The organism is Kribbella italica (genome assembly GCF_014205135.1).
Classification (GTDB): Bacteria; Actinomycetota; Actinomycetes; order Propionibacteriales; family Kribbellaceae; genus Kribbella; species Kribbella italica.
Genome location: NZ_JACHMY010000001.1, coordinates 3,618,771 through 3,644,949, shown reverse-complemented (window position 1 = coordinate 3,644,949; position 26,179 = coordinate 3,618,771). Strand labels below are relative to the sequence as shown.

The following is a 26,179-nucleotide window of genomic DNA, read 5'->3' as shown; positions in this document are numbered from 1 at the left end:
TTTCTTCAGGCCGCTTCCATACCGAGTAGTCGGTGTGGTGTGTGGCTGGGGCCGGCTCTCACCAAACTCCTGGTGTTGAGGTTCTGAGGGGTGTTTTCTCCCCTGATGAGTTTCTTCCGAGGGTAGTGGTGGTTATGTGCCGGTTATCCTGCCCGTATTTTGAGAACTGTATAGTGGACGCGAGCATCTTTTGTAGCAATGTATTGTTCCTTATGTATGTGTGACAAGCTACTAAGGGCAATCGGTGGATGTCTAGGCACCAAGAGCCGATGAAGGACGTTGGAGCCTGCGATAAGCCCCGGGGAGTTGGCAACCAAGCTGTGATCCGGGGGTGTCCGAATGGGGAAACCCAGCTGGCATTCTAAAGCCAGTTACCAGTTCCTGAACACATAGGGTTCTGGAGGGAACGCGGGGAAGTGAAACATCTCAGTACCCGCAGGAAGAGAAAACAATAGTGATTCCGTGAGTAGTGGCGAGCGAAAGCGGATGAGGCTAAACCATGTGCGTGTGATAGCCGGCGTGCGTTGCGTATGTGGGGTTGTGGGAGCATTCAGACACTAATGCCGTGGTGTCGGGGAGTTATAAATCGTTGTTGAAGCCGAACCGGTTGGAATGCCGGGCCGTAGTGGGTAATGGCCCCGTAGGCGTAAGACAGTGACTTCCGAGTGTTTTCCCGAGTAGCACGGAACTCTTGAAATTCCGTGTGAATCTGGCGGGACCACCCGCTAAGCCTAAATACTTCTTGGTGACCGATAGCGGACTAGTACCGTGAGGGAAAGATGAAAAGTACCCCGGGAGGGGAGTGAAATAGTACCTGAAACCGGTTGCCTACAATCCGTCGGAGCGCTCACCTTGTGTGGGTGTGACGGCGTGCCTTTTGAAGAATGAGCCTGCGAGTTAGTGGTGTGTGGCGAGGTTAACCCGTGTGGGGTAGCCGTAGCGAAAGCGAGTCTGAATAGGGCGTTTTAGTCGCATGCTCTAGACCCGAAGCGGAGTGATCTATCCATGGGCAGGTTGAAGCGCGGGTAAGACCGCGTGGAGGACCGAACCCACCAGGGTTGAAAACCTGGGGGATGACCTGTGGATAGGGGTGAAAGGCCAATCAAACTCCGTGATAGCTGGTTCTCCCCGAAATGCATATAGGTGCAGCGTCGCGTGTTTCTTACCGGAGGTAGAGCACTGGATGGTCTAGGGGGCTTACCGGCTTACCGAAATCAGCCAAACTCCGAATGCCGGTAAGTGAGAGCGCGGCAGTGAGACTGCGGGGGATAAGCTCCGTAGTCGAGAGGGAAACAGCCCAGATCACCAGCTAAGGCCCCTAAGCGATTGCTAAGTGGAAAAGGATGTGGAGTTGCCCAGACAACCAGGAGGTTGGCTTAGAAGCAGCCACCCTTGAAAGAGTGCGTAATAGCTCACTGGTCAAGTGATTCCGCGCCGACAATGTAGCGGGGCTCAAGCAATCCGCCGAAGCTGTGGCATTCATATTAGTACTCGGCCAGAACTTGTTCTGGTCCAGGTGTGTGGATGGGTAGGGGAGCGTCGTGCAGCGTGTGAAGCAGCAGAGTGATCTAGTTGTGGATGCTGCACGAGTGAGAATGCAGGCATGAGTAGCGAATGACGGGTGAGAAACCCGTCCGCCGAATGATCAAGGGTTCCAGGGTCAAGCTAATCTGCCCTGGGTAAGTCGGGACCTAAGGCGAGGCCGACAGGCGTAGTCGATGGACAACGGGTTGATATTCCCGTACCGGCATTAACACGACCCGACCGAGGTCACTGATGCTAAGAACGAGAAACCATGATGTCTTCGGACGGATTGGCGGATCTTTCGACCCGAGGTGGTATTAGGTGCACTAAGGAGTGACGCAGGAGGGCAGTCCATCCGCGGCGATGGTAGGCGCAAGCTGATCCGCGGGCAAGGTGGTAGGGCGAGGCATAGGCAAATCCGTGTCTCATTGAGCCTGAGAACCGAGGCGGACCCGTTCAGGGGAAGTGGATGATCCCATGCTGCCAAGAAAAACTTCGTAGTGAGTGTTAGAGCCGCCCGTACCCCAAACCGACACAGGTGATCAGGTAGAGAATACCAAGGCGATCGAGTGAACCATGGTTAAGGAACTCGGCAAAATGCCCCCGTAACTTCGGGAGAAGGGGGGCCGGATGCGTTACACCACTTGCTGGTGGAAGCGTTGATGGCCGCAGAGACCAGGCCCAAGCGACTGTTTACTAAAAACACAGGTCCGTGCGAAGAAGTAATTCGATGTATACGGACTGACGCCTGCCCGGTGCTGGAACGTTAAGGGGACAGGTTAGCTGGTTTAGGCCGGCGAAGCTTTGAACTTAAGCGCCAGTAAACGGCGGTGGTAACTATAACCATCCTAAGGTAGCGAAATTCCTTGTCGGGTAAGTTCCGACCTGCACGAATGGCGTAACGACTTGGGCGCTGTCTCAACCATGGACTCGGCGAAATTGCATTACGAGTAAAGATGCTCGTTACGCGCAGCAGGACGGAAAGACCCCGGGACCTTTACTACAACTTGGTATTGGTGGTCGGTACAACTTGTGTAGGATAGGTGGGAGACTGTGAAATCCGGACGCCAGTTCGGGTGGAGTCATCGTTGAAATACCACTCTGGTTGTTCTGGCTGTCTAACTTCGGTCCATTATCTGGATCAGGGACAGTGCCTGGTGGGTAGTTTGACTGGGGCGGTCGCCTCCTAAAAGGTAACGGAGGCGCTCAAAGGTTCCCTCAGCCTGGTTGGCAATCAGGTGTCGAGTGTAAGTGCACAAGGGAGCTTGACTGTGAGACAGACATGTCGAGCAGGGACGAAAGTCGGAACTAGTGATCCGGCGGTGGCATGTGGGAGCACCGTCGCTCAACGGATAAAAGGTACCCCGGGGATAACAGGCTGATCTTCCCCAAGAGTCCATATCGACGGGATGGTTTGGCACCTCGATGTCGGCTCGTCGCATCCTGGGGCTGGAGTAGGTCCCAAGGGTTGGGCTGTTCGCCCATTAAAGCGGCACGCGAGCTGGGTTTAGAACGTCGTGAGACAGTTCGGTCCCTATCCGCTGCGCGCGCAGGAGACTTGAGAAGGGCTGCCCCTAGTACGAGAGGACCGGGGTGGACGAACCTCTGGTGTGCCAGTTGTTCCGCCAGGAGCACGGCTGGTTGGCTACGTTCGGGAGTGATAACCGCTGAAAGCATCTAAGCGGGAAGCACGCTTCAAGATGAGGTCTCCCACCGAGTTAATCGGGTAAGGCCCCCAGTAGACCACTGGGTTGATAGGCCAGAGGTGGAAGCACCGTAAGGTGTGGAGCTGACTGGTACTAATAGGCCGAGGGCTTGTCTCAACACCACACTTGTGGTCATACACGAGACGATATGCTGCGTAAGTAATGTTCGCGTTCACTGTACGGTTCCCGGAATACGGTCAACCCCAGCCAGATGTTATGTGGCTAGTGTGTGGTTGGTTGATATTTCTATAGAGTTACGGTGACCATAGCGTCGGGGAAACACCCAGTCTCCATTCCGAACCTGGAAGTTAAGCCCTTCAGCGCCGATGGTACTGCGACCGGGAGGTCGTGGGAGAGTAGGACGTCGCCGGACATTCACACTGTTAAGGGCCACCCCACACCGGGGTGGCCCTTAACAATTCCCCCAACACCACCACCACGACCCCCAAGCGGCCGGGCCTATCAAGCCGGCCTCTTTCACGCGTTCCGACGCCGTTCACCCACCCCTGTCACCGCGCTCGCCACACTTGCCGAGGCGCATATCCGGTCCTCCGCAACCAATGCTCCGTATAGACGATCTTCTCCGCCGCGATTGCCACCAATGGCCCCACTGGCGGCTCGTCCAGCGACCGCCCCCGCTCGACATGATCCGACTGCCACCGGTACGCCTCCCAGTACCGCGCGAACTCGTCGTCCCCAGGCGTCAACACCTCAGCCCTCCCGAACACCTGCGCTCCACGACTACTCGCCTGCCCAACCAACGGCGCAAAGATCCCGACCGAAACTCGAGGGTCTGCCCCTAGGTTCCGCATCTTCGGCGACCCCGCCGCCGCGGTGAACAGCAGCGTGAAGTCCAAGTGGTAGTACCGCACTGGCGTCGCCAGCGGCCCATCCTCGCCGCTAGTTGCCAGCACACACATGTTCTGGCTGCTCAACAGATTCAGAATCCGCTCCGCCAACTCCTCATGCCCAAGCCGTTTCGTCGGAGCCGCCCCAGCCAACCAAGGGTTCGTCAAAGTCATGCCGAATCATCGCAAACCCCGAGCTGCAAGGATCGGCGCCTGCAGCAAAGCACCTCCTAGACGTCGACGTCACGACGTTCAGAAGCTCCGCCGGCAGGCACTGGCACCCCTGGCTCACCCGAATCTCGGCCAGCTGAACGGCCCTACGACGACCGCCCGGGGCGAGGCGGAGTGACAACTCTGAGCTGAAGCATCGCCGCAAACCGCGTCTCGGGGTCGGCCAGGTCCAGGTCAGCGACCTCCGCCAGCCGCCGAAGCCGATACCGAAAGGTGTTCGGGTGCACGTACACGGCAGCAGCCGCAGTCATGACATCACCAAAAGCATCCAGCCAAGCCCGCAACGTCTCGACCAAGTTGGTGTTGTGGTCCCGGTCGTACGCCACCAGCCGCGCAATCGGCCCCGTCGGCTGATCCCCACGAGCCTCGATCAGATCCCGCAACTCGAGCAACAGCGTCTCGACATGAACGTCGGCCAGCCGCGCCACCCGCTGCGACCCCGTACGAAGCACCCGAAGCGCCCGATCAGCTCCTGCCCGAGCATGGGGAAGCCGAGCCGTCTCCCGCACCACAGGCCCAACCCCCACGGTCGCGGTCACCCGATCGCCGATCCGATCCAGGAAGTCCTTGGCGATCCGAACCGCCCGCTCCTCCCCATCACCCCGATCAGCGCGTACCGGCAACAACCCATACGCGACATCCCCGACCAACGCCGCCGCCGACCGCGGATGCACCGCTCCCAGATGCATCGCAAACGCATCCGCCAACCGCTGCCGCTCCGTTGCCAACCCCGCCTCACCCACCAGGGATTCCTGAGCCGGCTCCGCCGAACCGTTTCGAGCAGACCCCACCCGACTCTGATCGCCCGGAGGAACCGTGCGGCCGCCGGTCTGAAGGCCAGGCGAGTGCCGCTCACGGCCGCCGCGATCCTCCGCCGTACGACGTACTCGGACGGCAAGAGCCAGTACGACAACCGGTTGGTCAGCAAGCCCTAGACGGTCGAGCGCGTCCCGCGCCCCTGCGCCGCCTTCCAAGGCGGTACTCACCAGGTCAGCACGGAGCCGCCGTTCGACATCGGCCCCGGCTCGAATGCGCAGCATGTGGAGAGCAACAAGCTTGGCCGCGTCGCAGAGCGCCTGAGTGCGTTCAGCCGTGAGGGGATCCCGGACAGCCGCCCAGATCGAGCCGAGGATCTCGTCGCCGGCCCGCACCGCAACAGCGACCCGAGGAATGGTGAACTCGTTCTCGGTGATCGGCAGCGGCGGTACGTGCACCGGCAGATCAGTGCGATGAAGCTCGCGAAAGATCCCGAGCTCAGCGAGCAGCCGCGAGTACCGCTGAGGCACCTGCCGGCCCAGCACCGTTTCAACCCGCGCGATATCGGCCTCGTCCTGCCGGCCGGAGAACGCGAGCACCCGAGAGTTCCGATCCTCGATCGTCACCGGAGCATCAAGCAACGCAGCCGTCGCGTTGGCCAGCGCAAACAAGTCCCCGGACGGCATCCCACCCAAGGTCTCCGGCTCGGCAACCCCAACGTCCCCATCAGCCAGCAAGGACCGCAGCAACACCGCAAGCTGATCCCACGAAGCCCCCCGAGTAAGCCCAAGCAAGGCGACCCCGGACTCAGCCACCGCCTCAGCAATACTCGCGTCCCGCAGTACTGGAGCCCGCACCACAAGCCCAGCCGCCTGCTGCCGCCCAAGATCCCGCAACGCCCAAGCAATCAGACTCGGCTCCTGCAGCCCAACCCCCAGCACCAACGCATTCGAAGGCAACACCGGCTCGTCAACAGGATCATGAATCACCACCCCACCGATCTCCACCGGCCGGTCAGCATCCCCATCCACCAACTCGAGCAACGTGGCGCCCAAATCATCCAGCACCCGCCCAAGACTCGCCCGAGGCCGATTAGTCACGGAACGCATCACCTCCCAGACCCTAGAGCCCGAACCACCACCATAGTTCGTCCCACCCCACAGATTCAGCCCCCACTTTGGTAGCTCCGAACAACCCCATCTCCTCCACCAACACGATGCCCAACCCCACCGATCAACTCAGCCAGACCTCCCGCGCCGCCGAGCCACCAGCACCCCGGCTCAAGACAGCCCCAGCCCACGACGTGCCTGTGGTCAACCACCACACAAGCAACACCCAGCACCCCACCATCGGTCGGCGCGCACCCCCACGAAGCACCGGCGGCAACGAGCACGACCGGCGGGCACACAAGCTGCACCCGCCTGCCACCGAGGACAACTAACCCCGAGACAACACCGGCCAACACAAGGCCGCCCGAACCCTCGCCTGCCCCAAGTCGGCAGAACTTCCCAAACGCCTGAACCTCCCGCAACAGCCAACAAGCCCGCAACAGCTGCCCCAGCCCAGCCCAGCCATCTGCCGCCTGCGACCTGAGCATGCCCCGGCCGCCTGCGACCTGAGCCTGCCCCGGCCGTCTGCGACGGCAGGCCGACCTGATGATCCGAGGCGATCGCCGGGATGGAGTGGGCCGTCTGAGCGTGCCCCGGCCGTCTGCCGCCTGCGACCTGAGCCTGCGCGCAGCCGTCCGCGGCCTGTCGCCCGCGACGTGAGCCTGCCCCAACTGTCCGCTGCCTGTCGCCCGCGACCTGAGCGCCACAGCTGGTACCAGCACCTGCTCCTGTACGCCCTCGGCTGCGGCGTGATGATCTGTCTCGGCCTGCTGCCTCGCCAGGGCACGACGCACCGCTGGCCCCGGCCTGGCCGTGGACCATCGTGCCTGCCTCAGCCATCTGCCGCCTGTCGCCCGTGACCTGAGCCTGCGAGTGCCGCCTGCCGACCGCTACTGCCGCCTGCCGACCGCTACTGCCGCCTGCCGCCCGCGACCTGCTGCCTGCCGCCCGCGACCTGCTGCCTGCCGCCCGCGACCTGCTGCCTGCGACCTGCTGCCTGCGACCTGCGCGCGCCGCCTCCCGTCGGCGCCTGCCGTCTGTCGCCCGAGACCTGAGCCTGCCGCCTGCTGTCCGCCACCTGTGCCGCCTGCCGACTACTACTGCCGCTGTCCGCCTGCCACCCGCGGCGTGCGCCTGCCACCCGCGGCGTGCGCCTGCCACCCGCGACCTGCGACGTGCGCCTGCCACCCGCGACGTGCGCCTGCCACCCGCGACCTGCGACGTGCGCCTGCCACCCGCGACGTGCGCCTGCCACCCGCGACCTGCGGCGTGCGCCTGCCACCCGCGACCTGCGGCGTGCGCCTGCCACCCGCGACCTGCGGCGTGCGCCTGCCACCCGCGACCTGCGACGTGCGCCTGTCGCGCGAGACCTGCGATCTGCGCCTGCTGTCCGCGACCTGCGCGCGCCGCCTGCGGCTGCGCTTGTGGGCTTGGGGATTGGTGTCGAGCGCTGGGCGGGGCCGAGTGGTCGGCCGGGCTTGGGTGGCTGAGGTTGGAGCAGACACTGCTGTGGGCAAGCTCCTCCAAGGGGCTTGCCCAGTCGGTCGGTGGCGGCGACGCCGGCGGCCGGGGGGAGCGGCGACGGCGACCAACCGAATGCGCCACCGGCACCGGCAGCACCCACATCCAGCACGCACGCCGCTGCCAATACCTGTTGCTACCGGCAACAGCAGCATCTACGTCGCCGCCGGCACCGTATGCCTTTGCTGAGCTGGTCGGGTGGATCGCGTCGGTGTCAGGTCAGTAGTTGTTCCGGGATCTGGGTGGGCCGTCTAGGTGGTGGTCGTGGCTTGGTGGTGTCCAGCCTTCGTCTAGGAGGCGGAAGCCTGTTGTGATGGCTGACTCTGGGGCGGTGTCTCGGGCGGCGACGAGTTGGATCTGCAGGGCGAACCGGACGTAGAAGCGGATTTCATCGCTCGGTTCCTCGAGGCCGAACTCCTGGGTGATTGCGCCGACCAGCGCATCCTCGTGGCGTAGCCACATCCGCTCTGCGTAGTCGACCAGGGCGGGGGTCTGTTCCATCAAGGTCAGGAGTTGGCGTTGGGGTTCGGTGGCGAGTGCAGCTAGCTCGGAGAGGTAGTGCGCTTTCAAGGCGTCGGAGATCGACGTGCCTTGTGGGCGTCCGGTGACCGCGGCAACTAGCTGTTCGTGGCGCTCGTCCTCGTCGCCGAAGGCGAGTGACTCCTTCTGCGGGAAGTGCGCGAACACGGTGGTCGGCGAAACGTCGGCGCGGTCTGCGATCTCACGCACGCTTACCGCGTCGAAGCCGCGCTCTAGGAACAACTCCTGCCCCGCGGTCATGATCGCGGTCCGGGTCGCGGCCTTCTTCCGCTCCCGCCGCCCCTGCTGCGCTTCACTCATGCAGTCCAGCGTACTGGATCGAGCCCAGAGTTGGATTGACATCGAAACTGGTATCGGTACAGTTATGGACTGATACCGGAAATCGCAGAAAGATCGTCACGACAAGTAGGGGACTGGTCATGACCGAAAATCTCAGCTCCATCCGAAGTTGCCGGCCAGGCGGACTTCTGGACGACGCGCAGCCTGAAGAGGCGTTCTCTGCCCAGGTCCAGCAGGTCAGGGCGCGACGTGCTGCCGGCGCCGTGCTCGTGGTCGGCGCACTGATCTATTTCCTGGCCGAGTTCATCGCGGCCGCGGCGTGGACGGATCCGCCCTACAGCTACACGTACCACTTCATCAGCGACCTCGGCGTTCACGGACCCTCGGTGCTGTTCGGGCAGTACATGTACTCACCGCTCGCCTGGGTGATGAACACCGGCTTCTTTCTCTTCGGACTCACGCTCTTCACCGGTATCGCGCTGCTCGGGCGCTCGCTGGGCCGACGACGCTGGCTGGTGCTGGTGACCGGCGCGATGCTTGCCGTCGGCGGCGTTCTGCTGGCCCTGTTCCCCGGCTCCGGCGAAGCGATGAACGACGGCACCGGCGACTACCACAGCTTGGGCGCGCTGGCGGGGTTCATCGGCGGCAACTTGCTCGCCATCCTGCTCGGACGACGTCACCGTGAACTCCAGGTTTCCTCGACGCTCGGGAAAGTGCTCGTCGCAGCCGGTATCACCGGCCTGGTGTCCATGGTCGGGTACTTCGCCGACATCGTCTCCGGTGCCAACGTCCTCGTCGGCTTGGTCGAACGCGGCGCCGTCTATCCCTTCCTCATCGGACTCATCTGCTTAGGAGCATCGATCTGGAGTCGCCGGACCTCCACAAGACAGTCAGAGCTTTAGCCATTCGGTGTGGGTTGTGACGGCGGCTAGTTCGGGTTCCAGGGGGTCTACGCCGATGCCGGGGGTGGTGGGGACGGAAAGGTGGCCGGCGTCGAGGGTGAAGGGTGGGGTGATGTCGGTTTGGTAGTAGCGGGAGGAGGCTGAGGTGTCGCCGGGGAGGGTGAAGCCGGGCAGGGCGGCTAGGGCTAGGTTGGCGGCTCGGCCCAGGCCGGTTTCCAGCATGCCGCCGCACCAGACGGGGATGCCGTGTGCCTGGCAGACGTCGTGGATTCGGCGGGACTCGAGGTAGCCACCTACTCGGCCGGGTTTGACGTTGATGATCGAGCAGGCGCCGAGGGAAATGGCTGCTGCGGCGGCTCGGGCTGAGGTGATGGACTCGTCCAGGCAGATGGGGGTCTTGAGGTGGCGGGCCAGTTCGGCGTGGCCGAGGATGTCTTCTTCGTCGAGGGGTTGCTCGATGAGGAGGAGGTTGTACGGGTCCAGTTGGGCCAGGTGGCGGGCGTCGGAGACTGCGTACGCGGTGTTGGCGTCGACCTGGAGCAGGACATCGCCGAAGCGGTCGCGGACGGCGGCTACCGGCTCGATGTCCCAGCCTGGCTGGATTTTCAGCTTGATGCGGAGGTAGCCCTCGTCGACGTAGTTGCCTACGGCGTCGAGCAGTTCGTCGACCGAGGACATGATGCCGACGGAGACTCCGCAGGGGACCCGGTCGTGGACGGCGCCGAGTTCGCGGGCGAGGGGACGGCCTTCGGCGCGGAGTTCGGCGTCGAGGACGGCGGTCTCCAGCGCGGCCTTCGCCATTCGGTGGCCGTGGAACTTCTCCAGAGCGGGTGCGACGCCGACCGCGGTGAGTTGGTCGACTGCTGCCAGGGCGGGGACGAAGAAGCGGCGGAGAACGTCGGCTGCGGCCCCGCTGTACTCCGAGGAGTACAGCGGGCCGGCCATGGCGACGCACTCGCCCCAGCCTTCTGCCTCGGTGGTGACGACTCGGACGAGGAGGGCGTCGCGGGTTGTCTCGGTGCCGAACGACGTGCGGAACGGGGAGACCAACGGCAGGGAGATGCGCCGTAGCTCGACTCCGGTCAGCTTCATCAGATGAGTCCTCTCGCGGGAAGTTCGAGTACGTACCAGCCGGCGCGGTCGAAGCCGACCACCCGTGCGCCATCGGCCAGCAAGCCGCCGAGCACCTCACGGAGAGCAGCCCGCCAGGCCTTCGCCGCGGTGGGGTCGGTCTGGCGCAGTCCTTCGATGTCGGACGGTACGGCGACCAGCACCAGCGCACTGGTTGGCTTGGACGAGTTGAGGATCGGGCGTCCGTCCGGTGAGCGGTCCAAGGCGATGGTTGCTTCGGGCATGGATTGGATGGTGAGGCCGGTGGGGTGTGTCGTGGCTGCTGTGGTGACGGCTGGGGTGTCCAGGTCCCAGCGGACCAGGAGGCGGTCGGTGTCGTCGCCGTTGTTGATGCTGTCGTGCATGCCGCCGTAGAAGTTGGTCAGGTACTCGGCCGGGTGGGCGGCGAGTTTCACCAGGTTGAAGTAGGCGTTGCGGCGGATCAGAGGGTCGAAGGTCCAGGAGATCGCGGTGACGCCGCGTTGCAGAGCCCACGCGCGTTGGTGGAGTTTGAGGGCGAAGCCGACGTTGCGGCCGCGGGCCGCGGTGGAGACGCCGGCGACATGGCTGTGCATGGCCACCTCGGCGGGGGCGGAGAAGAAGCCGACGCAGGCTCCCACCAGTTCGTCGCCGTCGTACGCGCCGGAGACGTAGTTGCCGGCCTTGGTGAGGGCGCGGAGGAGCTCTGTCGTGACTGGAGGGTTCTTCGGATCCGGGCGCCAAATGGAGTCGTACAGGTGGTAGACGCCGTCCAGCTCCGGCAGCTCGGTGAGCATTCGCACCTGGACGCCCGCTGAAGCCGCGGCGGTTTCGGAGGCTTGGTCGGCCGCGCTTGTCGACGAGCTGACAGCAGTGGTTGGCGTACTCATGGTCTGTCCAGCAGGTCGGCGATCAGCGCCGTCAGCAGGGAAGTCCGGGGGAGGATCTCGGCGACCACGACGTGTTCGTCGTCTGCATGGGCGCCGCCGCCGACAGCACCCAGGCCGTCCAGGGTCGGGGTGCCGACTCCGGCGGTGAAGTTCCCGTCGGAGCCGCCGCCGACGGACGTTTCGCGAAGCGGAGGCAAGCCGAGTGAGGAGGCCAGCTCGCCGGCTCGTTGGTACAGCGCCTCGGACATCTTGCGCTCGAGCGGCGGACGGTTCGGGCCGCCGATGATCTCGAGCGTTGCCTCGGGGAGGACCGGTTGCAGGGCATGCAGGGCGGCATCGACGCGGAGTTGCTCCTCCACCGTGCGGGCGCGGACGTCGACCAGGAAGTTTCCCGATGCCGGGACCGTGTTGCGGGTGGTCCCGGAAGTGAGCGCCGTGGGAGTGACGGTTGTCCCGAGCAATAGGTCACCCAGCGCGGCGATCGCGAGGATCTGGTGGGCGGCCTCGATGCTCGCGTTCACACCGAGCTCCGGTTCGAGACCGGCGTGCGCGGCGCGTCCGACGATGCGGATCTCGTAGTTGGAGACCCCCTTGCGCTCCAGCTTCAGGGCACCTTCGTCGGCGGAGGCCTCCAGCACCAAAGCCGCGTCGCACCCGGCGGCCTCCGCCTCGATCAAGGAGCGTGACGACGGTGACCCGAGCTCCTCGTCGCCGGTCACGAGCAAGGTGACGCCGTCCAAGGACGGCAGCGCGGACAGGGCATGGAAGGCCATCACCAGACCGGTCTTCATGTCGAAGCACCCCGGCCCACGCATCACCCCGTCAGCGACCACGAACGGATGAGTCGCCAGCGAACCGAGCGGCCAGACCGTGTCGTGGTGTCCGAGCACGAGCACCCGTGACGGCCCGTCGCCGAACTTCCAGCGCAGGTGTGTCCGCCCGTCCACCACCTCGTACGACGGTTTGCTGCCGAGTCGCTCGGCCCCGAGCCGGGCGACGACGTCGGCGCTGTTGGCCACCGCCGCGAGATCCGACGACGGCGACTCGCAGGTCACCAAGGTCTCCAGATCCGCCAGCATCAAGGGCAACGAGGGCGTCATCAGCCCACCTTCGGTGTGGCGCGGACGCCGAAGTGCATGTACTTCTCACCGGTCGGCAACGCGTAGAAGGTGATCGCCGACCAGGTCAGCGACCCCGGCTGCCGTACGACGAACAGGTCGCCGGTCGGGTCCGCCGCCCTCATCTCGAACTCCTGTGCCGGCTCGGGCATCAGCTCGGCCAGCGGTCCGGTCAGCGTGACCCGGACCATCGGCTTGCCGTCCTCCACGTAGACCTCCTGCAGCGTGCTGGCCCGCTCGTACCGTCCGACGTGCCGGTGCAGATCAAGCTCCGGAGTTTCCGACAAGGGGGCCAGCGGGAGAGGCATCGCGACGCCGGCCAGCTCCCGGAAGATCTCCCGGTACAGGTCCTCGTACAGGTCGTGGGTGTTGCCGCCGTTCGTCAGCAGCGAGACGGCCAGTCCCTGCTCGGGAAGGACCCGCAGGAACGCGGCCTGGCCGATCGTGTTGCCGTCGTGACCGATCAACCGGTGGCCATCCCAGTCGAACCGGATCCAGCCGAGTCCCCACGAGTCGCCGAGCGTGTGCTTGTCGGGCAGCTCGGCCTGCTTGTCGGCCATCGCTGTCACGGTCTCGGAGCTGAGCACTCGCGTGCCGTCCGCAGCGACCCCGTCGTTCAGGTGCATGCGGGCGAAGGCCAGGGCCTCGGCCGCGGTCGAGGTGATCAGGCCGGCCGGGCCCAGCGCGCGGGGGAGACCCCACACCGGTGCCACCGCGAGTTCTTCCTCACCGACGTGTCCGACGGCCGCGCGATGCAGCAGGGCCTCCTCCGGCAGCGTCACCGTACGACGCAAGGCCAGCGGTGTGAAGATCCGTTCGCGCAGGACGGCGTCCCAGGTCTTGCCGGTGAGCTTCTCGATCACCCGGCCGGCCAGCGAGAAGCCGGAGTTGCAGTACGACCAGGTCGCGCCGAGCGGGTGGTTCTGGCCGACCTCGGCCAGCCCGTCGACGTACTTCTCCAGGCAGTCGTCGCCGCGGCCGGTATCAGTGAACACGTCGCCGTCGATCCCGCTCGTGTGCGTCAGCAGCTGGCGCATCGTCACCTGCTTGGCGACGTCGGGATCACCGAGCTGCAGCTCGGGCAGCACCTGGATCAGCGGCGCGTCCAGGTCGAGCAGGCCCTCGTCGACGAGCTGCAGCGCGAGCGTCGCCGTCCAGACCTTCGACATCGAGCCGATCTGGAAGATCGAGTCGGTCGTCACCGGGACGCCGGTCTCCTTATGCAGTACGCCGGTCGCGGCCTCTACCAGCTCGTCCTCCTGGCCGGCCTTGAAGCGCAGGATCCCCAGCGAGGCCCCGACCACCTTGTGCTTGGCGGCAAGTGTCGTCAGCCGGCGCTGCCAGTGCGCGGCGTCGATCCGGGGCCGCTGCGGACCACGCGCGTCACCGGCGTACTGCTCGATCCAGTTGACGATGCGGTGGCCGAAGTCGAGCCGGTGCGACGGACGGCCCTCGACGATGAACAGGTGGCTGGCCTCCGGGTAGAGCACCAGCTGAGTCGGTACGCCCTGCTCGCGGAGCGCGGTGTGCCACTGCTGGGCCTGTCCGACCGGGCAGCGGACGTCCGCGTCGCCGTGCAGGATCAGCGTCGGCGTCTTCACCTGGTCGACCTTGCTCAGCGGAGACATCGCGCTGAGGTCACCCGGACCGTTCAGCTCGTAGACGTTCAGGAAGTGCGAGGCGTCCGACGTGCCGCTCATGCTGGTCAGGTCGCTGACCACCCCACCGGCGACGGCCGCGGCGAACCGGTTGTCGCGGCTGGTCAGGTAGCAGGTCGTGAAGCCGCCGTAGCTGTAGCCGGCGATCGCGAGGCGCTGTGCGTCAACGATGCCGTCGGCAACGAGCTGGTCGATCGGTTCGAGGAAGTCGTTGGCGTCCGACGTGCCCCAGCCGCCGAGCACCGCGTTGTAGAAGTCCTCGCCGTACCCGTCGCTTCCGCGCGGGTTGAGCAGCAGGACGGTCCAGCCGCGCGCCGCGAGCTCCTGGTGGTAGAGGTGCACCTCGTCGGCGGCGGCGTTCCACGCGTTGTGCGGACCGCCGTGCACGTCGAGCAGCAGCGGCTGAGCGCCGGTCGCGGAGGGATCGCGGACGAGCCACCCGTTCACCACCGTCCCGTCCGAGATCGTGAACTCGCGCTCTTCCCGCACGAAGGTCTCCACGTCCTCGAGCCCGTACGTCGTCCGCTGCGTCACCGAACCGTCGGCCAGATCGACCGTGACGATCTCCCCGTACGACGTCGGCGTGGTCAGCGCGGCCGCCGCGATCCCACCGGCGACCGACAGACCGGACACGTTCTGCCCCGCCTCGCCCAGCACCCGTCGAGGCGTGCCACCAGCCACCGGTACGGCGTACAAGTGGCTGCAGCCGCGATCGCGGACGCAGAACAGCACGGTCTGGCCGTCCTCGATCAAGGTGGGAAGGGCTCCCGGGTACGCCGGTCCGCCGGGCATCACGTTGCGGTCGAGCGAGGCGGCCAGGTTCTCCACGTCGCCACTGCCCAGTGAGAGGCGGAGCAGACCAGCGTGTCCCACCGGGCCGGTGGTGCTGCCGACGATCAGCAGGGACTCGCCGTCGGCGGTCCACCGCACAGGGCCTGTCAGCCCTTCAGCCAGGCCGACCTGCTGCGGCTCGGCCTTCTCGTCCGTCGCGTCGAGCACGTACGCCGGTGCGGTCGGGACGAGGTCGGCGTCGGGAGCGGTGCCCGCACCGAAGGCGACCTTGGTCCCGTCCGGTGACCAGTCCGGGTCGCCCGCGTGCCAGTCGCCCTCGGTCGCCTGCCGGCACTTCTTCGCCGCGACGTCGAGCAGGTGAACGTGCTTGCGGTATGTGCGCAACCAGCCCGCGCCGTCCGCCTGGTAGTCCAGTCGCTCGGTGACGATCGGCGCGTGGCCACGGGCTTCGCGCGCTTCGTCTCCCTCACCGGCAAGAGCCGCGATGTCGACCGGGGCGCTGAAGGCGATGCGGGTTCCGTCGGGACTCCACCGCGGAGCACCGGCGCCGAGGGGAAGCGTCGTGAGCTGCTCGGGCTCGCCACCACCGGCCGGCAGGACCCAGAGCTGAGCAGGCCCGTCCTTGCCGCGCAGGAAGGCCAGCTGGGTCCCGTCCGGCGACCAGGTCGGTGAGCTGTCTTCGTCGCCTCGGGTCAGCTGCTGCGGCTCGCCTCCTGACACCGGCACCCGCCAAAGGTTCCGCAAGGTGCGGTCCGCGGCGAGGTCGGTGGTCCGCAGGACGTACGCGAGCTGGGCACCGTCCGGCGACAGCGCGGGCTGCTCCGGCACGGACAGGTCGGTCAGGTCGTCGATGCGCAGGCGTCGGGTCACAGGGAGTCCTCCTTGGCTACGGAACCGGCGGTGACCGGCTGAAGAGCGCCGGCCACGTGGTGGCAGGCGGCGCGATGACGTCGGCGGTCGGCGTCGGTGGTCGGATCAATCGTCAGGCAGTGCTCGCGGTCGGCGAGCACGAACGGCCCGATCGGGCAGCGCGGGTGGAACCGGCAACCGCCGGGCGGGTGGTGCGGATCGGCCGGCTCGGCGTCGGCGACCACCTGGGCGGCGCGCTCGGCCACCGCCTGCGCCGCGGGGTCGGCGAGCAACTGGGCCACGGGGTCGAGCAGCGTGGTCGATCCGCGCCGGGGTGCGGCGGCGAGCAGTTCCTTGGTGTACGGGTGTTGTGGATCGGCGAGCACGTCAGCGGCGGGACCGAACTCGACGATGCGGCCCAGGTACATGACGGCGATGAAGTCGCTGACGTAGCGCACGACCGCCAGGTTGTGGGAGATGAAGAGCATCGACAGGTGCAGCTCACGTTGCAGCGAGCGCACCAGGTTGAGCACGGTGCCCTGGATCGACACGTCCAGCGCCGAGGTGATCTCGTCCGCGATGATGACGTCGGGTTGCCCGGCGAGTGCCCGCGCGATGGCAACTCGTTGCCTCTGGCCACCAGAGAGCGCTCCTGGGTAGGCCGGCGCGCGATCCGCCTCGAGCCCGACCAGTTCGAGCAGGCGGCTCACCTCCTGCCGACGTGGAGCACCCGAGCGTGGCACCGCCTCGGCGATCGAGTCGCCGATGGTCATCCGTGGGTCCAGGGACGAGTAAGGGTCCTGGAAGACCATCTGCAGTGGACGACGTCCGCCGGGGCGCCGGCGTAGTGGTTCGCCGTCGAGCAGGATCTGGCCGGACGAGACCCCGGCCAGTCCGACCGCGGCCCTGGCCAGCGTCGACTTGCCCGACCCCGATTCACCGACCAGCCCGACGACCTGGCCGGACGGGACGACCAGGTCGACGCCGTCGACGGCGGTCAGCGCACGGCTGCCCGCGCCGTACCGGACCGTCACCTGGTCGAACCTCAGTTCACTCATCGTTGCCCCGTCCGGATCGGTTCGATGCTCAGCAACGGGTGGCCCTGAGGATTCCAGCAGGCCACTCGATGGCTTTCGCCTACCAGTTCAGGATCCTTCGACGCACAGGCCCCGACAAGGAACTCACAACGCACTTTGTAGGCACATCCCGCGCCGACAGCTGACGGCTCAACAGGTCGCCCGGGGATCACTGCCAGCGGTTCGTCGAGCGGCGTGTCCAGATCCGGTACGGCGGCCAACAGGGCCCGCGTGTAGGGATGCCGGGCGCCGGACAAGAGCTCCGAAGCGGCCAGGTCCTCGACAATCCGTCCGGCGTACATCACCAGCACGCGGTCGCAAACCTGCGCGACCACAGTGATGTCGTGGCTGATCAGCAGTACGGCGACCTCGTCGGTCTCCCGGATCGTCTCCAGCAGCCGCAGCACTTGGCGCTGCACGGTCACGTCCAAGGCAGTCGTCGGCTCGTCGGCGACGATCAACGCCGGCGCTCCCATCAGCCCCATCCCGATCATCGCGCGCTGCCGCATCCCACCGGAGAACTCGTGCGGGTACTGCCGCGCCCGCCGTTCCGCCGCCGGCACGCGCACCGCGCGCAACCGGTCGACGGCGCGAGCCATTGCCTGCCGCCGGCTCAGTCCTTGATGCTCCCGAGCCCCCTCAGCAAGCTGTACGCCGATCCGCTTCGTCGGGTTGAACGAGGTCATCGGGTCCTGGAACACCATCGCGAACGACGTCCCCAGCAGCCGTCGCCGCGTGGCCGCGGTCGCGCGGTCCGCCAGCCGGCCGAGTAACGGCGCTCCGAGAAAGGACAGCTCGGAAGCCGACACCTGCCCCGGCGACTCGATCAACCCGGCCACGGCGAGCGCTGTGAGGCTCTTGCCCGAGCCGGACTCACCGACCACCCCGACGATCTCGCCCTTGTGGATCGTGAAGCTGACGCCGCGCACGGGTGTGACCGGCCCCGGGAAACTGACCCGAAGATCCTTCACCACCAGCACGGCCTCGTCGTCCACCGGCGCCGCCGGAACCGTCTCCGGGACAGGCACTCGCAGCCGTGGCCCAAGCACCGCCGGCACGCCAAGCCCCTTCGCGACAGCCTCGCCGAAGAGGTTGAACGCCAACCCGGCGATGACGACGGCGACACCCGGCGCGAGCGCGGCCGCGGGATGGACGTAGATCCCGTTCAGCGACTCACCCATCAGCCGGCCCCAGTCGTACGCCGGGGGTTGCACGCCGAGACCGAGGAACGACAGCCCGGCAAAGGCCAGCAGTACGCCGCCCGCACCGATCGTCGCGTTCACCACCAGCGGCTCGGCGATGTTGGGCAGGATGTGCCGCAGCAGGATCCGGAACCGGCCGACCCCCGCGATCCGTGCCGCCGCCACGAAATCCCGCTCGGCGATTCCCGCGACCAGTGTCTGGGTCAGCCGTGCGAACGCCGGCGCTCCGGCCAGGCCGATCGCGAGCACCGCGCCCTTCGCGCCGACCCCGAAGATCACCGCGAAGAAGAGCGCGAGCAGCAGCCCCGGGAAGGCGACGGCGATGTTCACGATCGCCGTCGTCAAGCGTCCGAACCGCCGACCCAGCAGGACGGGCGCGGTGCCGAGCAGCAGACCGATGAAGACGCCGAGAGCGGTGGCGAGCAACGCGAGCATGATCGACGTCCGCGAAGCCACGAGCACGCGGTAGAAGATGTCTCGCCCGAGGCTGTCGGTGCCCAGCCAGTGCTGGGACGACATGCCTTCGAGCAGGTGCTCGGTGTCGATCGCGCTCGCTTGGTCGGACCAGAGGAGGGGCGCAACCAGGGCGAGCAGCAGGACTGCGAGCAGAAGCACGCCCGCGCCGGCGCCGACCGGCGTACGGAGAACGGCGATCCAGCGGGTTCGTCGCGCCATCAGCTCTCCCGGATCGTCGAACGCGGATCGAGCAGGGCGAGGGCGACGTCCACGGCGAGATTCACCAGCAGGACGCCGACGCCGTACACGAGGACGACGCCCTGCACGAGCGGGTAGTCCTTGGCGAGGATCGACGACACGATCGTGCTGCCGAGCCCTGGCCAGCCGAAGACGTTCTCGACCAGCACGGTCCCGGCGACCATCCCGCCGAGCAGCAGGCCGCCGAGGGTGATCGTGGCCGTGACCGCGTTGGGCAGTGCGTGGCGGAGATAGATCACGATCGCCGGCAACCGCTTCGCTCGGGCCGTCCGCAGGTAGTCGGTCTGCAGGACCGCGAGCAGCTCGACCCGGCAGATCCGGGCGAGCACGGCGGCGGGTCCGACGGCCAGGGAGAGAACAGGCAGCACGTACGACGAGACGTTGCCCCGGCCGGCGACCGGGAACCACTGCAGCTGCACCGCGAACACATAGACCAGCCCGACCGCGAGCAGGAACTCGGGAATCGCGGCGAGCACCACCGAGGTCGACGTGAAGGTCAGCTCGGCCTTCGGACGGCGGCCGGCGCGGGTGAGCACGCCCATCGCCAGGCCGAGCGGCAGCGCGATCAGGACCGCGACGACGAAGGCGGCGACAGCCAGTACGACGGTCGCGGGCAGACGGTCGCTGATTACGTCGGAGACCGGAAGGCCGGTCGTGATCGACGTGCCGAGGTTGCCCGTGAAGAGGTGCTGGAGGAAGTGCAGGTACTGCAGCCAGAGTGGGTCGTTGAGGCCAAGGGACTCGCGTTGGGCGTCGACGAGACTTTGCGCGGCGACCGGGCCGAGCGCTGCGCGGACCGGGTCGCCTGGGATCAGGTGGATCATCAGGAAGGCCGCGCTGAGTAGAGCCAGGACCGAGACGACCAACCGGGTGAAACGGCGGATCGCGAAGCGCAGCCACGGATTCAGTTCAGTACGAGATGCTGTGACAGGGACCGTTGTCACCGGCTCACCCCAGCATCCGGACGGAGCTCGGGACGACGCTGCCCTGGGCCAGGTCGAAGGTCGCGTTCTTGCCGAAGATCGGTACGGTCGTGTTCACGAACGGCACCAGGTTGACCTGCTCGAACAGCGCCCGCTCGCCGGCCGCCCAGTCCTCGCAGCCGTCGGTCCCGGCGGTCTTGGACGCCTTCGCGATCGCGGCGTCGTACCCGGGGTTCTTGATCGAGGAGAAGTTGCTCCCGTTCGGCGGCGTCGTGCCGGACAGGAAGCTGACCAGTTGGCTCGGCAGGGAGACGGTCAGCGGGATGAGTCCCGCGTGCCAGGTGCCCTGACCGGCCAGCATCACGGTGCTGATCTCGGCGGTCGAGACGGCCTTCAAAGAGACGTCGACACCGAGCTCGGTCCAGGACTTCTGCAGCAGCTCGGCGGCCGACTGGAGCGTCGGGCCGAGCGTGGTCGGGTAGTAGAAGACCAAGGACAGCTTGTTCCCACCCTTCTCCCGGACTCCGCCGGCGCCCGGCTTCCAGCCCGCCGCGTCGAGTGCGGCCTTGGCAGCATTGAGGTCGTGGCCGGGCAGGTTGCCGGTCACCGTGTCCACCTTGCAAGGACCCATGCCAGGGGCAACCAAATCGGTCGGCGCGACGCCGGCGCCGCTGGTGACCACCTTGCCCAGCTGGGTCAGGTCGAGGCCCTGCGTGAGCGCCCGCCTTACGGCGAGATCCGCGGTCGGCAGGCCTGCCTTCTGGTTGAACCAGAGCTGGCCCAGCGGCGCACCGACCTCGCGCTTGAACAGTTGCTGGGCGGCCAGTCGCTGCTTGTCCGGCCCGGCGATCGAGACGATGTTCACCTGACCGGAGGTCAGCAGGTTCGCCGAGGTCGTCTCGTTGGCGACGACCTTGATCGTCACCTTCTCCGGTACGCCGGTCTGGTCGGCCTTGAAATCGCCGGGGCCCCACGTGTAGTCCTTGCGCCGGGTCAGCGTGTAGTGGTCACCGGGCACGGCCTCGCTGACCGTGTACAGACCGGTCCCGTCCGAACCCTGCTTGAGGATGCTGCGGTCCTTCATCCCCTTGGCGCAGACGATGTGCAGGCCGCCGACGTTGCGCCAGAGGAAGGCGTCCGGAGCCGCCGCGGTCACCGTGACCGTGCCGGCCGCGTCGTCCGCGACCGCCTTGGCCCCGGCCGGCACGAAGACACCGATCCGGGTGGACTTGTTGGCGGGATCACCGACGAAGTTGATGTTCTGCGCGACCGTGGTCGCGGTCAGCGGCGTGCCGTCGGAGCAGGTGATCCCCTTGCGCAGCGTGTACTTCGCGCTGGTCGTCGTGCCTTCCCACTTCTCTGCCAGTCCTGCCACCGGCTTGCCGCTGGAGTCGATGTTCAGCAGCGCGTCGTACAGGAACCAGTCGACCTGCATGGTGACCGACAGCGAGGTGAACTGTGGGTCGAGGTTGCCTGGGTCACCGCCGACGGCCATCGTCAGCGTCTTGCCTGCGACCGGTTGACCGCCGCCGGCCGTCGTCGTCTCTCCACCCGAGCTGCAGGCCGAGAGAGCGAGTACACCGGCCACCAGGACTGTGAGTGCGGATCTCATGATGCCTCCTAGGCTGTGGCGCGGCGCAGAGCGCGGCCGCTGTGCAGGTAGAGGGCGCGACCGGTGCCGTCGTCGCCGAGGAAGACGTGTGGGGTGTGCAGGCCGTTCTCCGCCTTGACCGCGATCAGGCTCTGTTCGTCGCGAGCCACCAACTCGACCGGCTCGGGCTTCGGACCGAGCTCGGCGAAGATGCCCTTCGGGACCTGGTCGAGCCAGAGCTTGCCGTCGTCGTCCTGGCGGACGGTGAGGTCGAGCGCGTCGCAGGTGTAGGTGCCGAGGAATCGATCAGCGTCAACCGAGACAGCCGACGCCGGGGGAGTGGGCATCGCGGGCAGGTCGAGTCCGGCGAGCTCCTTGGCCACGTGGCTGACGACAGCGCGGTAGACCTCGATCATGTCGCCACCGTTGGTCAGCAGCGCGATGGCCAGCCCGTGCTCCGGTACGACGCGCAGGAACGCCCCTTGGCCGATCGTGCCGCCGTCGTGGCCGATCACCGTCGTCCCCGCCCAGTCGAACAGCTCCCAGCCAAGCCCCCACGAGTCGCCCATCATCCCGAGCGCCGGCAGCTTCACCTGCGGCTCCTGCATCGCCGCAACGCTCGCAGCACTCAGTACGGCGGTCCCGTCGGCCGTCGTACCGCCGCTCAGGTGCAACTCCGCGAAGGTGAGCAGATCGCGCGGACTCATCGCCAGCATCGCGCCGGCCGACGCCATCGACCGCGTCAGCGCCCAGACCGGAGCCGGGACCGGCGCCTCGCCCGGTTCCGGTCGCAGGTGCCCGACCGCGGCCCGGTGCAGGATCGCCTCGTACGGGTCGCCTGCCGCGTGCGTCAGGCCGAGCGGCGTGAACAGCTGCTCCCGCAGTACGGCGTTGTACTGCTCGCCGCGGAGCACCTCGACCAGCCGGCCCAGCACCGCGAACGCGGCGTTGTTGTAGGAGAACATCTCGCCCGGCCCGAACAGTTGGCTGACCTCGGCCAGCGTGGCCAGGTACTTCTCCACCGCGTCGTCGCCCTTGCCGGTGTCGTTGAAGATGTCGCCCTCGAACCCGGCGGTGTGGCTCAGCAGCTGCCGCGTGGTGATCTTCGTGGCCGCGCCGTCGTCGCCCAGCACGAACTCGGGCAGGTAGTCCCTAACCGGGACGTCCAGATCGATCTTGCCCTCGTCGACGAGCTGCATCACCAACGTGGTCGTCCACACCTTGGTGATCGAGCCGATCTGGAAGACCGAGTCGGCCGTCGCCTCCACGCCGGTCGCCTTGCTGAGCAGTCCGGCGGCGAGGTCGACCACCTCACCGCCGTACAGGACGCCGACAGCGGCGCCGGGGACCTCGTGCTCGGCCAGCAACGCCGGCAACTGGTCGTGCAGCCACGTCTCGATCTCGCTCAGGGTCGCCATGGGCCGACGCTAGGACGGTCAGGACCGCGCGTATTCGTCGTGGGCGACAACGGCCCGGGGCGATTTCGTCCGCCGGAACGAAGCACCGGGCGGGGACGCCTGACGGGAATCTCGGCGGAGGACTTACTCTTGAGGGTGTTATGACCTCTTCCGGCCGTCGTACGGTCTACCTCGATCACGCTGCGACGACTCCGATGCTGCCCGCGGCGATCGAGGCGATGGCCTCTCACCTCGGGCGCACCGGCAACGCCTCGTCGCTGCACGGGTCGGGGCGGGCGGCCAGGCGGACCGTGGAGGAGTCCCGGGAGGCGATCGCGGAGGCGCTCGGAGCGCTGCCGAGCGAGGTCGTGTTCACCTCCGGCGGGACCGAGGCCGACAATCTCGCGCTCAAGGGCCTGTGGTGGGCCCGCCTGAAGGAAGACCCGCGCCGGCGGCGGATCCTGCTCAGCGGGGTCGAGCACCACGCCGTACTGGACCCGGCCGTCTGGCTGGCGCAGCACGAGGGCGCTCAGCTCGAGTGGCTGCCCGTCGACGCGCTCGGCCGGGTGCGGCCCGCCGAGGTGCGCGCGGCGATCGAGGAGGACCCGGCGTCGGTGTCCTTCGTCACGCTGATGATGGCCAACAACGAGGTCGGCACGCTGCAGCCGATCCAGGAGGTCGCGGCGATCGCGGCCGAGCACGGCATCCCGGTGCACACCGACGCCGTCCAGGCGGTCGGGGAGATCCCGGTGGACTTCGCCGCGCTCGGAGTCGACGCGATGACCGTGTCGGCGCACAAGATCGGCGGTCCGTACGGGATCGGCGCGCTGGTGGTCCACAAGGAGACCCAGCTGGTGCCGATCGTGCACGGCGGCGGCCAGGAGCGCGACGTCCGGTCCGGGACGCTGGACACTCCGGCGACGGCGGGGTTCGCGGTCGCGGCGGCGCACGCCGTCAAGCACCAGGCCGACGAGGGCCAGCGGCTGATCGCGCTGCGGGACCGGCTGATCAACGGCATCACGAGCACGGTCCCGGGCGCGCTGCTGTCGGGCGACCCGATCGACCGCTTGCCCGGTAACGCACACTTGTCGTTCAGGGATTGCGAGGGCGACTCGCTGCTGCTCCTGCTGGACGCGCGCGGTATCGAGGTGTCGACCGGCTCGGCCTGCAACGCCGGAGTCGCGGAGCCGAGTCACGTGCTGCTCGCGATGGGGTACGACGACCAGCGGGCCCGCGGCTCGCTGCGGTTCACCCTCGGACACACCAGTACGGGCGCGGACATCGACGCCGTACTGGACAACATCGGGCCAGTGGTGGAGCGGGCGATGTCCGCCGGACTGCAGAACGTGGGAAGGAACAACTGATGCGGGTACTCGCAGCCATGTCGGGCGGAGTCGACTCCGCCGTCGCGGCGGCGCGGATGGCCGAGGCCGGGCACGACGTGGTCGGTGTGCACCTGGCGCTCAGCCGCAACCCGCAGTCGTACCGCAGCGGCGCACGCGGCTGCTGCACGATCGAGGACTCCCGCGACGCCCGCCGGGCCGCGGACGTGATCGGCATTCCGTTCTACGTCTGGGACCTGGCCGAGCGCTTCCACGCGGACGTGGTCGAGGACTTCGTCGCGGAGTACGCGGCCGGCCGGACGCCGAACCCGTGCCTGCGCTGCAACGAGAAGGTCAAGTTCAGCGCGGTCCTGGAGCGGGCGCTCGCGTTGGACTTCGACGCGGTCGCGACCGGCCACTACGCGCAGATCGTGGAGACCGGCTCCGGGCGCGAGCTGCACCGCGCGGTGGACCACGCCAAGGACCAGTCGTACGTGCTCGGCGTGCTCACGCAAGCGCAGCTGAAGCACGCGTTCTTCCCGCTCGGTGACACGGTGAAGACCGAGATCCGGGCCGAGGCGGAGCGCCGCGGACTGTCGGTGGCGGCCAAGCCGGACAGCCACGACATCTGCTTCATTGCCGACGGCAACACCCCGGGCTTCCTGGCCGAGAAGCTCGGAGCGGCGCCGGGCGACATCGTGGACAGCAGCGGCGCCAAGCTGGGCGAACACAGCGGCACGCACGGGTTCACCGTCGGGCAGCGCAAGGGCCTGCGGATCGGTACGCCGGCGGCCGATGGCAAGCCGCGCTTCGTGCTCGACATCAGCCCGGTGGACCGGACGGTCACGGTGGGCTCCCGTGAGGAGCTCGCCGTGGAGAGTCTGGTCGCGTCCAAGCCGCGCTGGTGCGGTCCGGAGCCGACCGAGACGCTGCAGGTCAAGGCCCAGCTCCGCGCGCACGGCGACGAGGTGGCCGTCACCGCGCGCGTCGAGGGCAACCAGGTCTTCGTGGACTTCGACGAGCCGACTGCTGCAGTCGCGCCCGGCCAGGCTGTCGTGCTGTACGACGGGACGCGCGTGATCGGCTCGGCGACCATCGACTCGGTCCGCCGCGCACCGGCCAACGTATGACGACCACTGGCCTCGGGTCGCTGCCGGGTGACGACATCCGTGAGTGGACGAAGGTCGTGCTCGGCGCGGTCGACATCCCGTTCCTCCCGGAGCTTCCGGCTCGGCCGTACGGGGACATGCTCAGCCGGGCGGTCGCCGTACTGGCTGAGCTGTCGGCGGATCTCCAGCCTGCTGGGTGGCGGCTGACTGGTGGGTCGGACTCGCGGTCCAGCATGGACCAGCGACGGGCACGGGCCTTGCTGGAGGAGGACCTGGACGTCCTCGAGGAGTTCGCCGACGGGTACACCGGGCCGCTGAAGCTTCAGTTCACCGGGCCGTGGACGCTGGCGGCGACGGTGGAGCTGCCGCGCGGGGACAAGGTGCTGGCGGACCACGGAGCCCGGCGGGACCTGGCTGACGCGCTGGCACACGGGTTGAACGCGCAGGTGGCCGAGGTACGACGCCGGGTGCCCGGTGTGGACCTGCTGGTGCAGCTGGACGAGCCCGCACTGCCCGCCGTACTGGCTGGAGCTGTTCCGACGGCCAGTGGGTGGAGCAAGCACCGCTCGGTCGACGGTCCGGGTGCTGTGGAGTTGCTGGCCCGCGTGATCGAGGCTGCCGAACCAGCCACGACTCTGGTGCACTGCTGTGCGGCTCGGCCGCCTATCGAGGTGTTCACCAAGGCCGGAGCCGGGGGAGTGGCGGTCGACGTGTCGCTGCTCACCGAGCCTGCCTGGGAGCAGATCGCGATCGCAGTCGAGGCCAAGACCACCCTGTACGCCGGACTGGTCGCCACGACCGGCCCTCTGCTCAACCCTGAGCAGGCTGCTGCACCGCTGGTCAGGACCTGGCGCAACCTCGGGCTGGATCCGGAGCTGATGAAGCAGGTCGTCGTCACCCCAGCGTGCGGACTCGCTGCCTCTGCGTCGCCGGCCGATGCGCGGGCCCGGCTGGAGCTGCTGCGCGGCATCGTCGACGCCCTCGGAGAAGCCGCCGAGGCATAGGCTTCGATAGCCCGAAAACGTCGGTGGCG

At 67.1% G+C, this 26,179-nt stretch carries 16 protein-coding genes and 2 rRNA genes; 6 read left to right on the top strand and 12 right to left on the bottom strand.

From position 1 onward, the window contains the following. Positions 1-221 precede the first annotated feature (221 nt). A 23S ribosomal RNA gene (locus tag HDA39_RS16845) occupies positions 222-3,347 on the top strand. A 138-nt stretch (positions 3,348-3,485) separates the two neighbouring features. Continuing rightward, positions 3,486-3,603: ribosomal RNA gene (rrf, locus tag HDA39_RS16840) — 5S ribosomal RNA — on the top strand. A gap of 136 nt (positions 3,604-3,739) precedes the next feature. Here the strand turns inward: rrf and HDA39_RS16835 are convergent. The 3 genes from HDA39_RS16835 to HDA39_RS16825 all read right to left on the bottom strand — a co-directional run bounded on the left by HDA39_RS16835 (position 3,740) and on the right by HDA39_RS16825 (position 8,535). Beyond that, positions 3,740-4,252, bottom strand: coding sequence for a pyridoxamine 5'-phosphate oxidase family protein (locus HDA39_RS16835; protein ID WP_184796149.1), 513 nt, complete (start codon positions 4,250-4,252; stop codon positions 3,740-3,742). Between the two features lie 143 nt (positions 4,253-4,395). Then, the gene (locus HDA39_RS16830; protein ID WP_238356076.1) at positions 4,396-5,751 is read right to left on the bottom strand and encodes a PucR family transcriptional regulator; all 1,356 of its coding nucleotides are present in this window, start codon (positions 5,749-5,751) and stop codon (positions 4,396-4,398) included. A gap of 2,163 nt (positions 5,752-7,914) precedes the next feature. Next, a complete protein-coding gene (locus HDA39_RS16825; protein WP_184796148.1) occupies positions 7,915-8,535 on the bottom strand; it encodes a TetR/AcrR family transcriptional regulator in 621 nt (206 codons plus the stop codon). Between the two features lie 119 nt (positions 8,536-8,654). Between HDA39_RS16825 and HDA39_RS16820 the strand changes: the two genes are divergently transcribed. Continuing rightward, the gene (locus HDA39_RS16820) at positions 8,655-9,416 is read left to right on the top strand and encodes a DUF998 domain-containing protein (protein WP_184796147.1); all 762 of its coding nucleotides are present in this window, start codon (positions 8,655-8,657) and stop codon (positions 9,414-9,416) included. Here HDA39_RS16820 and menC read toward each other — a convergent pair. The 9 genes from menC to HDA39_RS16775 are packed head-to-tail and all read right to left on the bottom strand — an operon-like array spanning position 9,405 to position 22,736. Beyond that, positions 9,405-10,508 (bottom strand): o-succinylbenzoate synthase, encoded by a 1,104-nt coding sequence (menC, locus tag HDA39_RS16815; protein WP_184796146.1) that lies wholly within the window; start codon positions 10,506-10,508, stop codon positions 9,405-9,407. The genes HDA39_RS16820 and menC overlap by 12 nt on opposite strands. Continuing rightward, entirely contained in the window at positions 10,508-11,395 is an 888-nt protein-coding gene (locus HDA39_RS16810; RefSeq protein WP_184796145.1) for a GNAT family N-acetyltransferase, read from the bottom strand. Before HDA39_RS16810 ends, menC begins: the two co-directional genes overlap by 1 nt. Beyond that, positions 11,392-12,495, bottom strand: coding sequence for a M20 family metallopeptidase (locus tag HDA39_RS16805; protein WP_184796144.1), 1,104 nt, complete (start codon positions 12,493-12,495; stop codon positions 11,392-11,394). Before HDA39_RS16805 ends, HDA39_RS16810 begins: the two co-directional genes overlap by 4 nt. Then, positions 12,495-15,833 (bottom strand): LpqB family beta-propeller domain-containing protein, encoded by a 3,339-nt coding sequence (locus HDA39_RS16800; protein ID WP_184796143.1) that lies wholly within the window; start codon positions 15,831-15,833, stop codon positions 12,495-12,497. Before HDA39_RS16800 ends, HDA39_RS16805 begins: the two co-directional genes overlap by 1 nt. After that, the gene (locus HDA39_RS16795) at positions 15,830-16,870 is read right to left on the bottom strand and encodes an ABC transporter ATP-binding protein (protein ID WP_184796142.1); all 1,041 of its coding nucleotides are present in this window, start codon (positions 16,868-16,870) and stop codon (positions 15,830-15,832) included. Before HDA39_RS16795 ends, HDA39_RS16800 begins: the two co-directional genes overlap by 4 nt. Continuing rightward, positions 16,867-18,765 carry a dipeptide/oligopeptide/nickel ABC transporter permease/ATP-binding protein gene (locus tag HDA39_RS16790; protein ID WP_184796141.1) on the bottom strand — a complete coding sequence of 633 codons (1,899 nt, stop codon included), beginning with the start codon at positions 18,763-18,765 and terminating at the stop codon, positions 16,867-16,869. The genes HDA39_RS16795 and HDA39_RS16790 overlap by 4 nt, the downstream gene beginning before the upstream one ends. Next, positions 18,765-19,748 carry an ABC transporter permease subunit gene (locus HDA39_RS16785; protein WP_184796140.1) on the bottom strand — a complete coding sequence of 328 codons (984 nt, stop codon included), beginning with the start codon at positions 19,746-19,748 and terminating at the stop codon, positions 18,765-18,767. The genes HDA39_RS16790 and HDA39_RS16785 overlap by 1 nt, the downstream gene beginning before the upstream one ends. Positions 19,749-19,752: 4 nt before the next feature. Then, positions 19,753-21,339 carry an ABC transporter substrate-binding protein gene (locus HDA39_RS16780; protein ID WP_184796139.1) on the bottom strand — a complete coding sequence of 529 codons (1,587 nt, stop codon included), beginning with the start codon at positions 21,337-21,339 and terminating at the stop codon, positions 19,753-19,755. An 8-nt stretch (positions 21,340-21,347) separates the two neighbouring features. Next, positions 21,348-22,736 (bottom strand): serine hydrolase domain-containing protein, encoded by a 1,389-nt coding sequence (locus tag HDA39_RS16775; RefSeq protein WP_184796138.1) that lies wholly within the window; start codon positions 22,734-22,736, stop codon positions 21,348-21,350. A gap of 140 nt (positions 22,737-22,876) precedes the next feature. On the opposite strand from HDA39_RS16775, the gene HDA39_RS16770 reads away from it, so the two are divergent. From HDA39_RS16770 to HDA39_RS16760, 3 genes are read left to right on the top strand one after another with little or no spacing between them, the layout of a single operon-like run. Further along, complete coding sequence (locus HDA39_RS16770) at positions 22,877-24,079, top strand: cysteine desulfurase family protein (RefSeq protein WP_184796137.1); 1,203 nt, start codon at positions 22,877-22,879, stop codon at positions 24,077-24,079. Then, a complete protein-coding gene (gene mnmA, locus HDA39_RS16765; protein WP_184796136.1) occupies positions 24,079-25,167 on the top strand; it encodes a tRNA 2-thiouridine(34) synthase MnmA in 1,089 nt (362 codons plus the stop codon). Before HDA39_RS16770 ends, mnmA begins: the two co-directional genes overlap by 1 nt. Continuing rightward, entirely contained in the window at positions 25,164-26,150 is a 987-nt protein-coding gene (locus HDA39_RS16760; RefSeq protein WP_184796135.1) for a uroporphyrinogen decarboxylase/cobalamine-independent methonine synthase family protein, read from the top strand. The genes mnmA and HDA39_RS16760 overlap by 4 nt, the downstream gene beginning before the upstream one ends. Positions 26,151-26,179 lie beyond the last annotated feature (29 nt).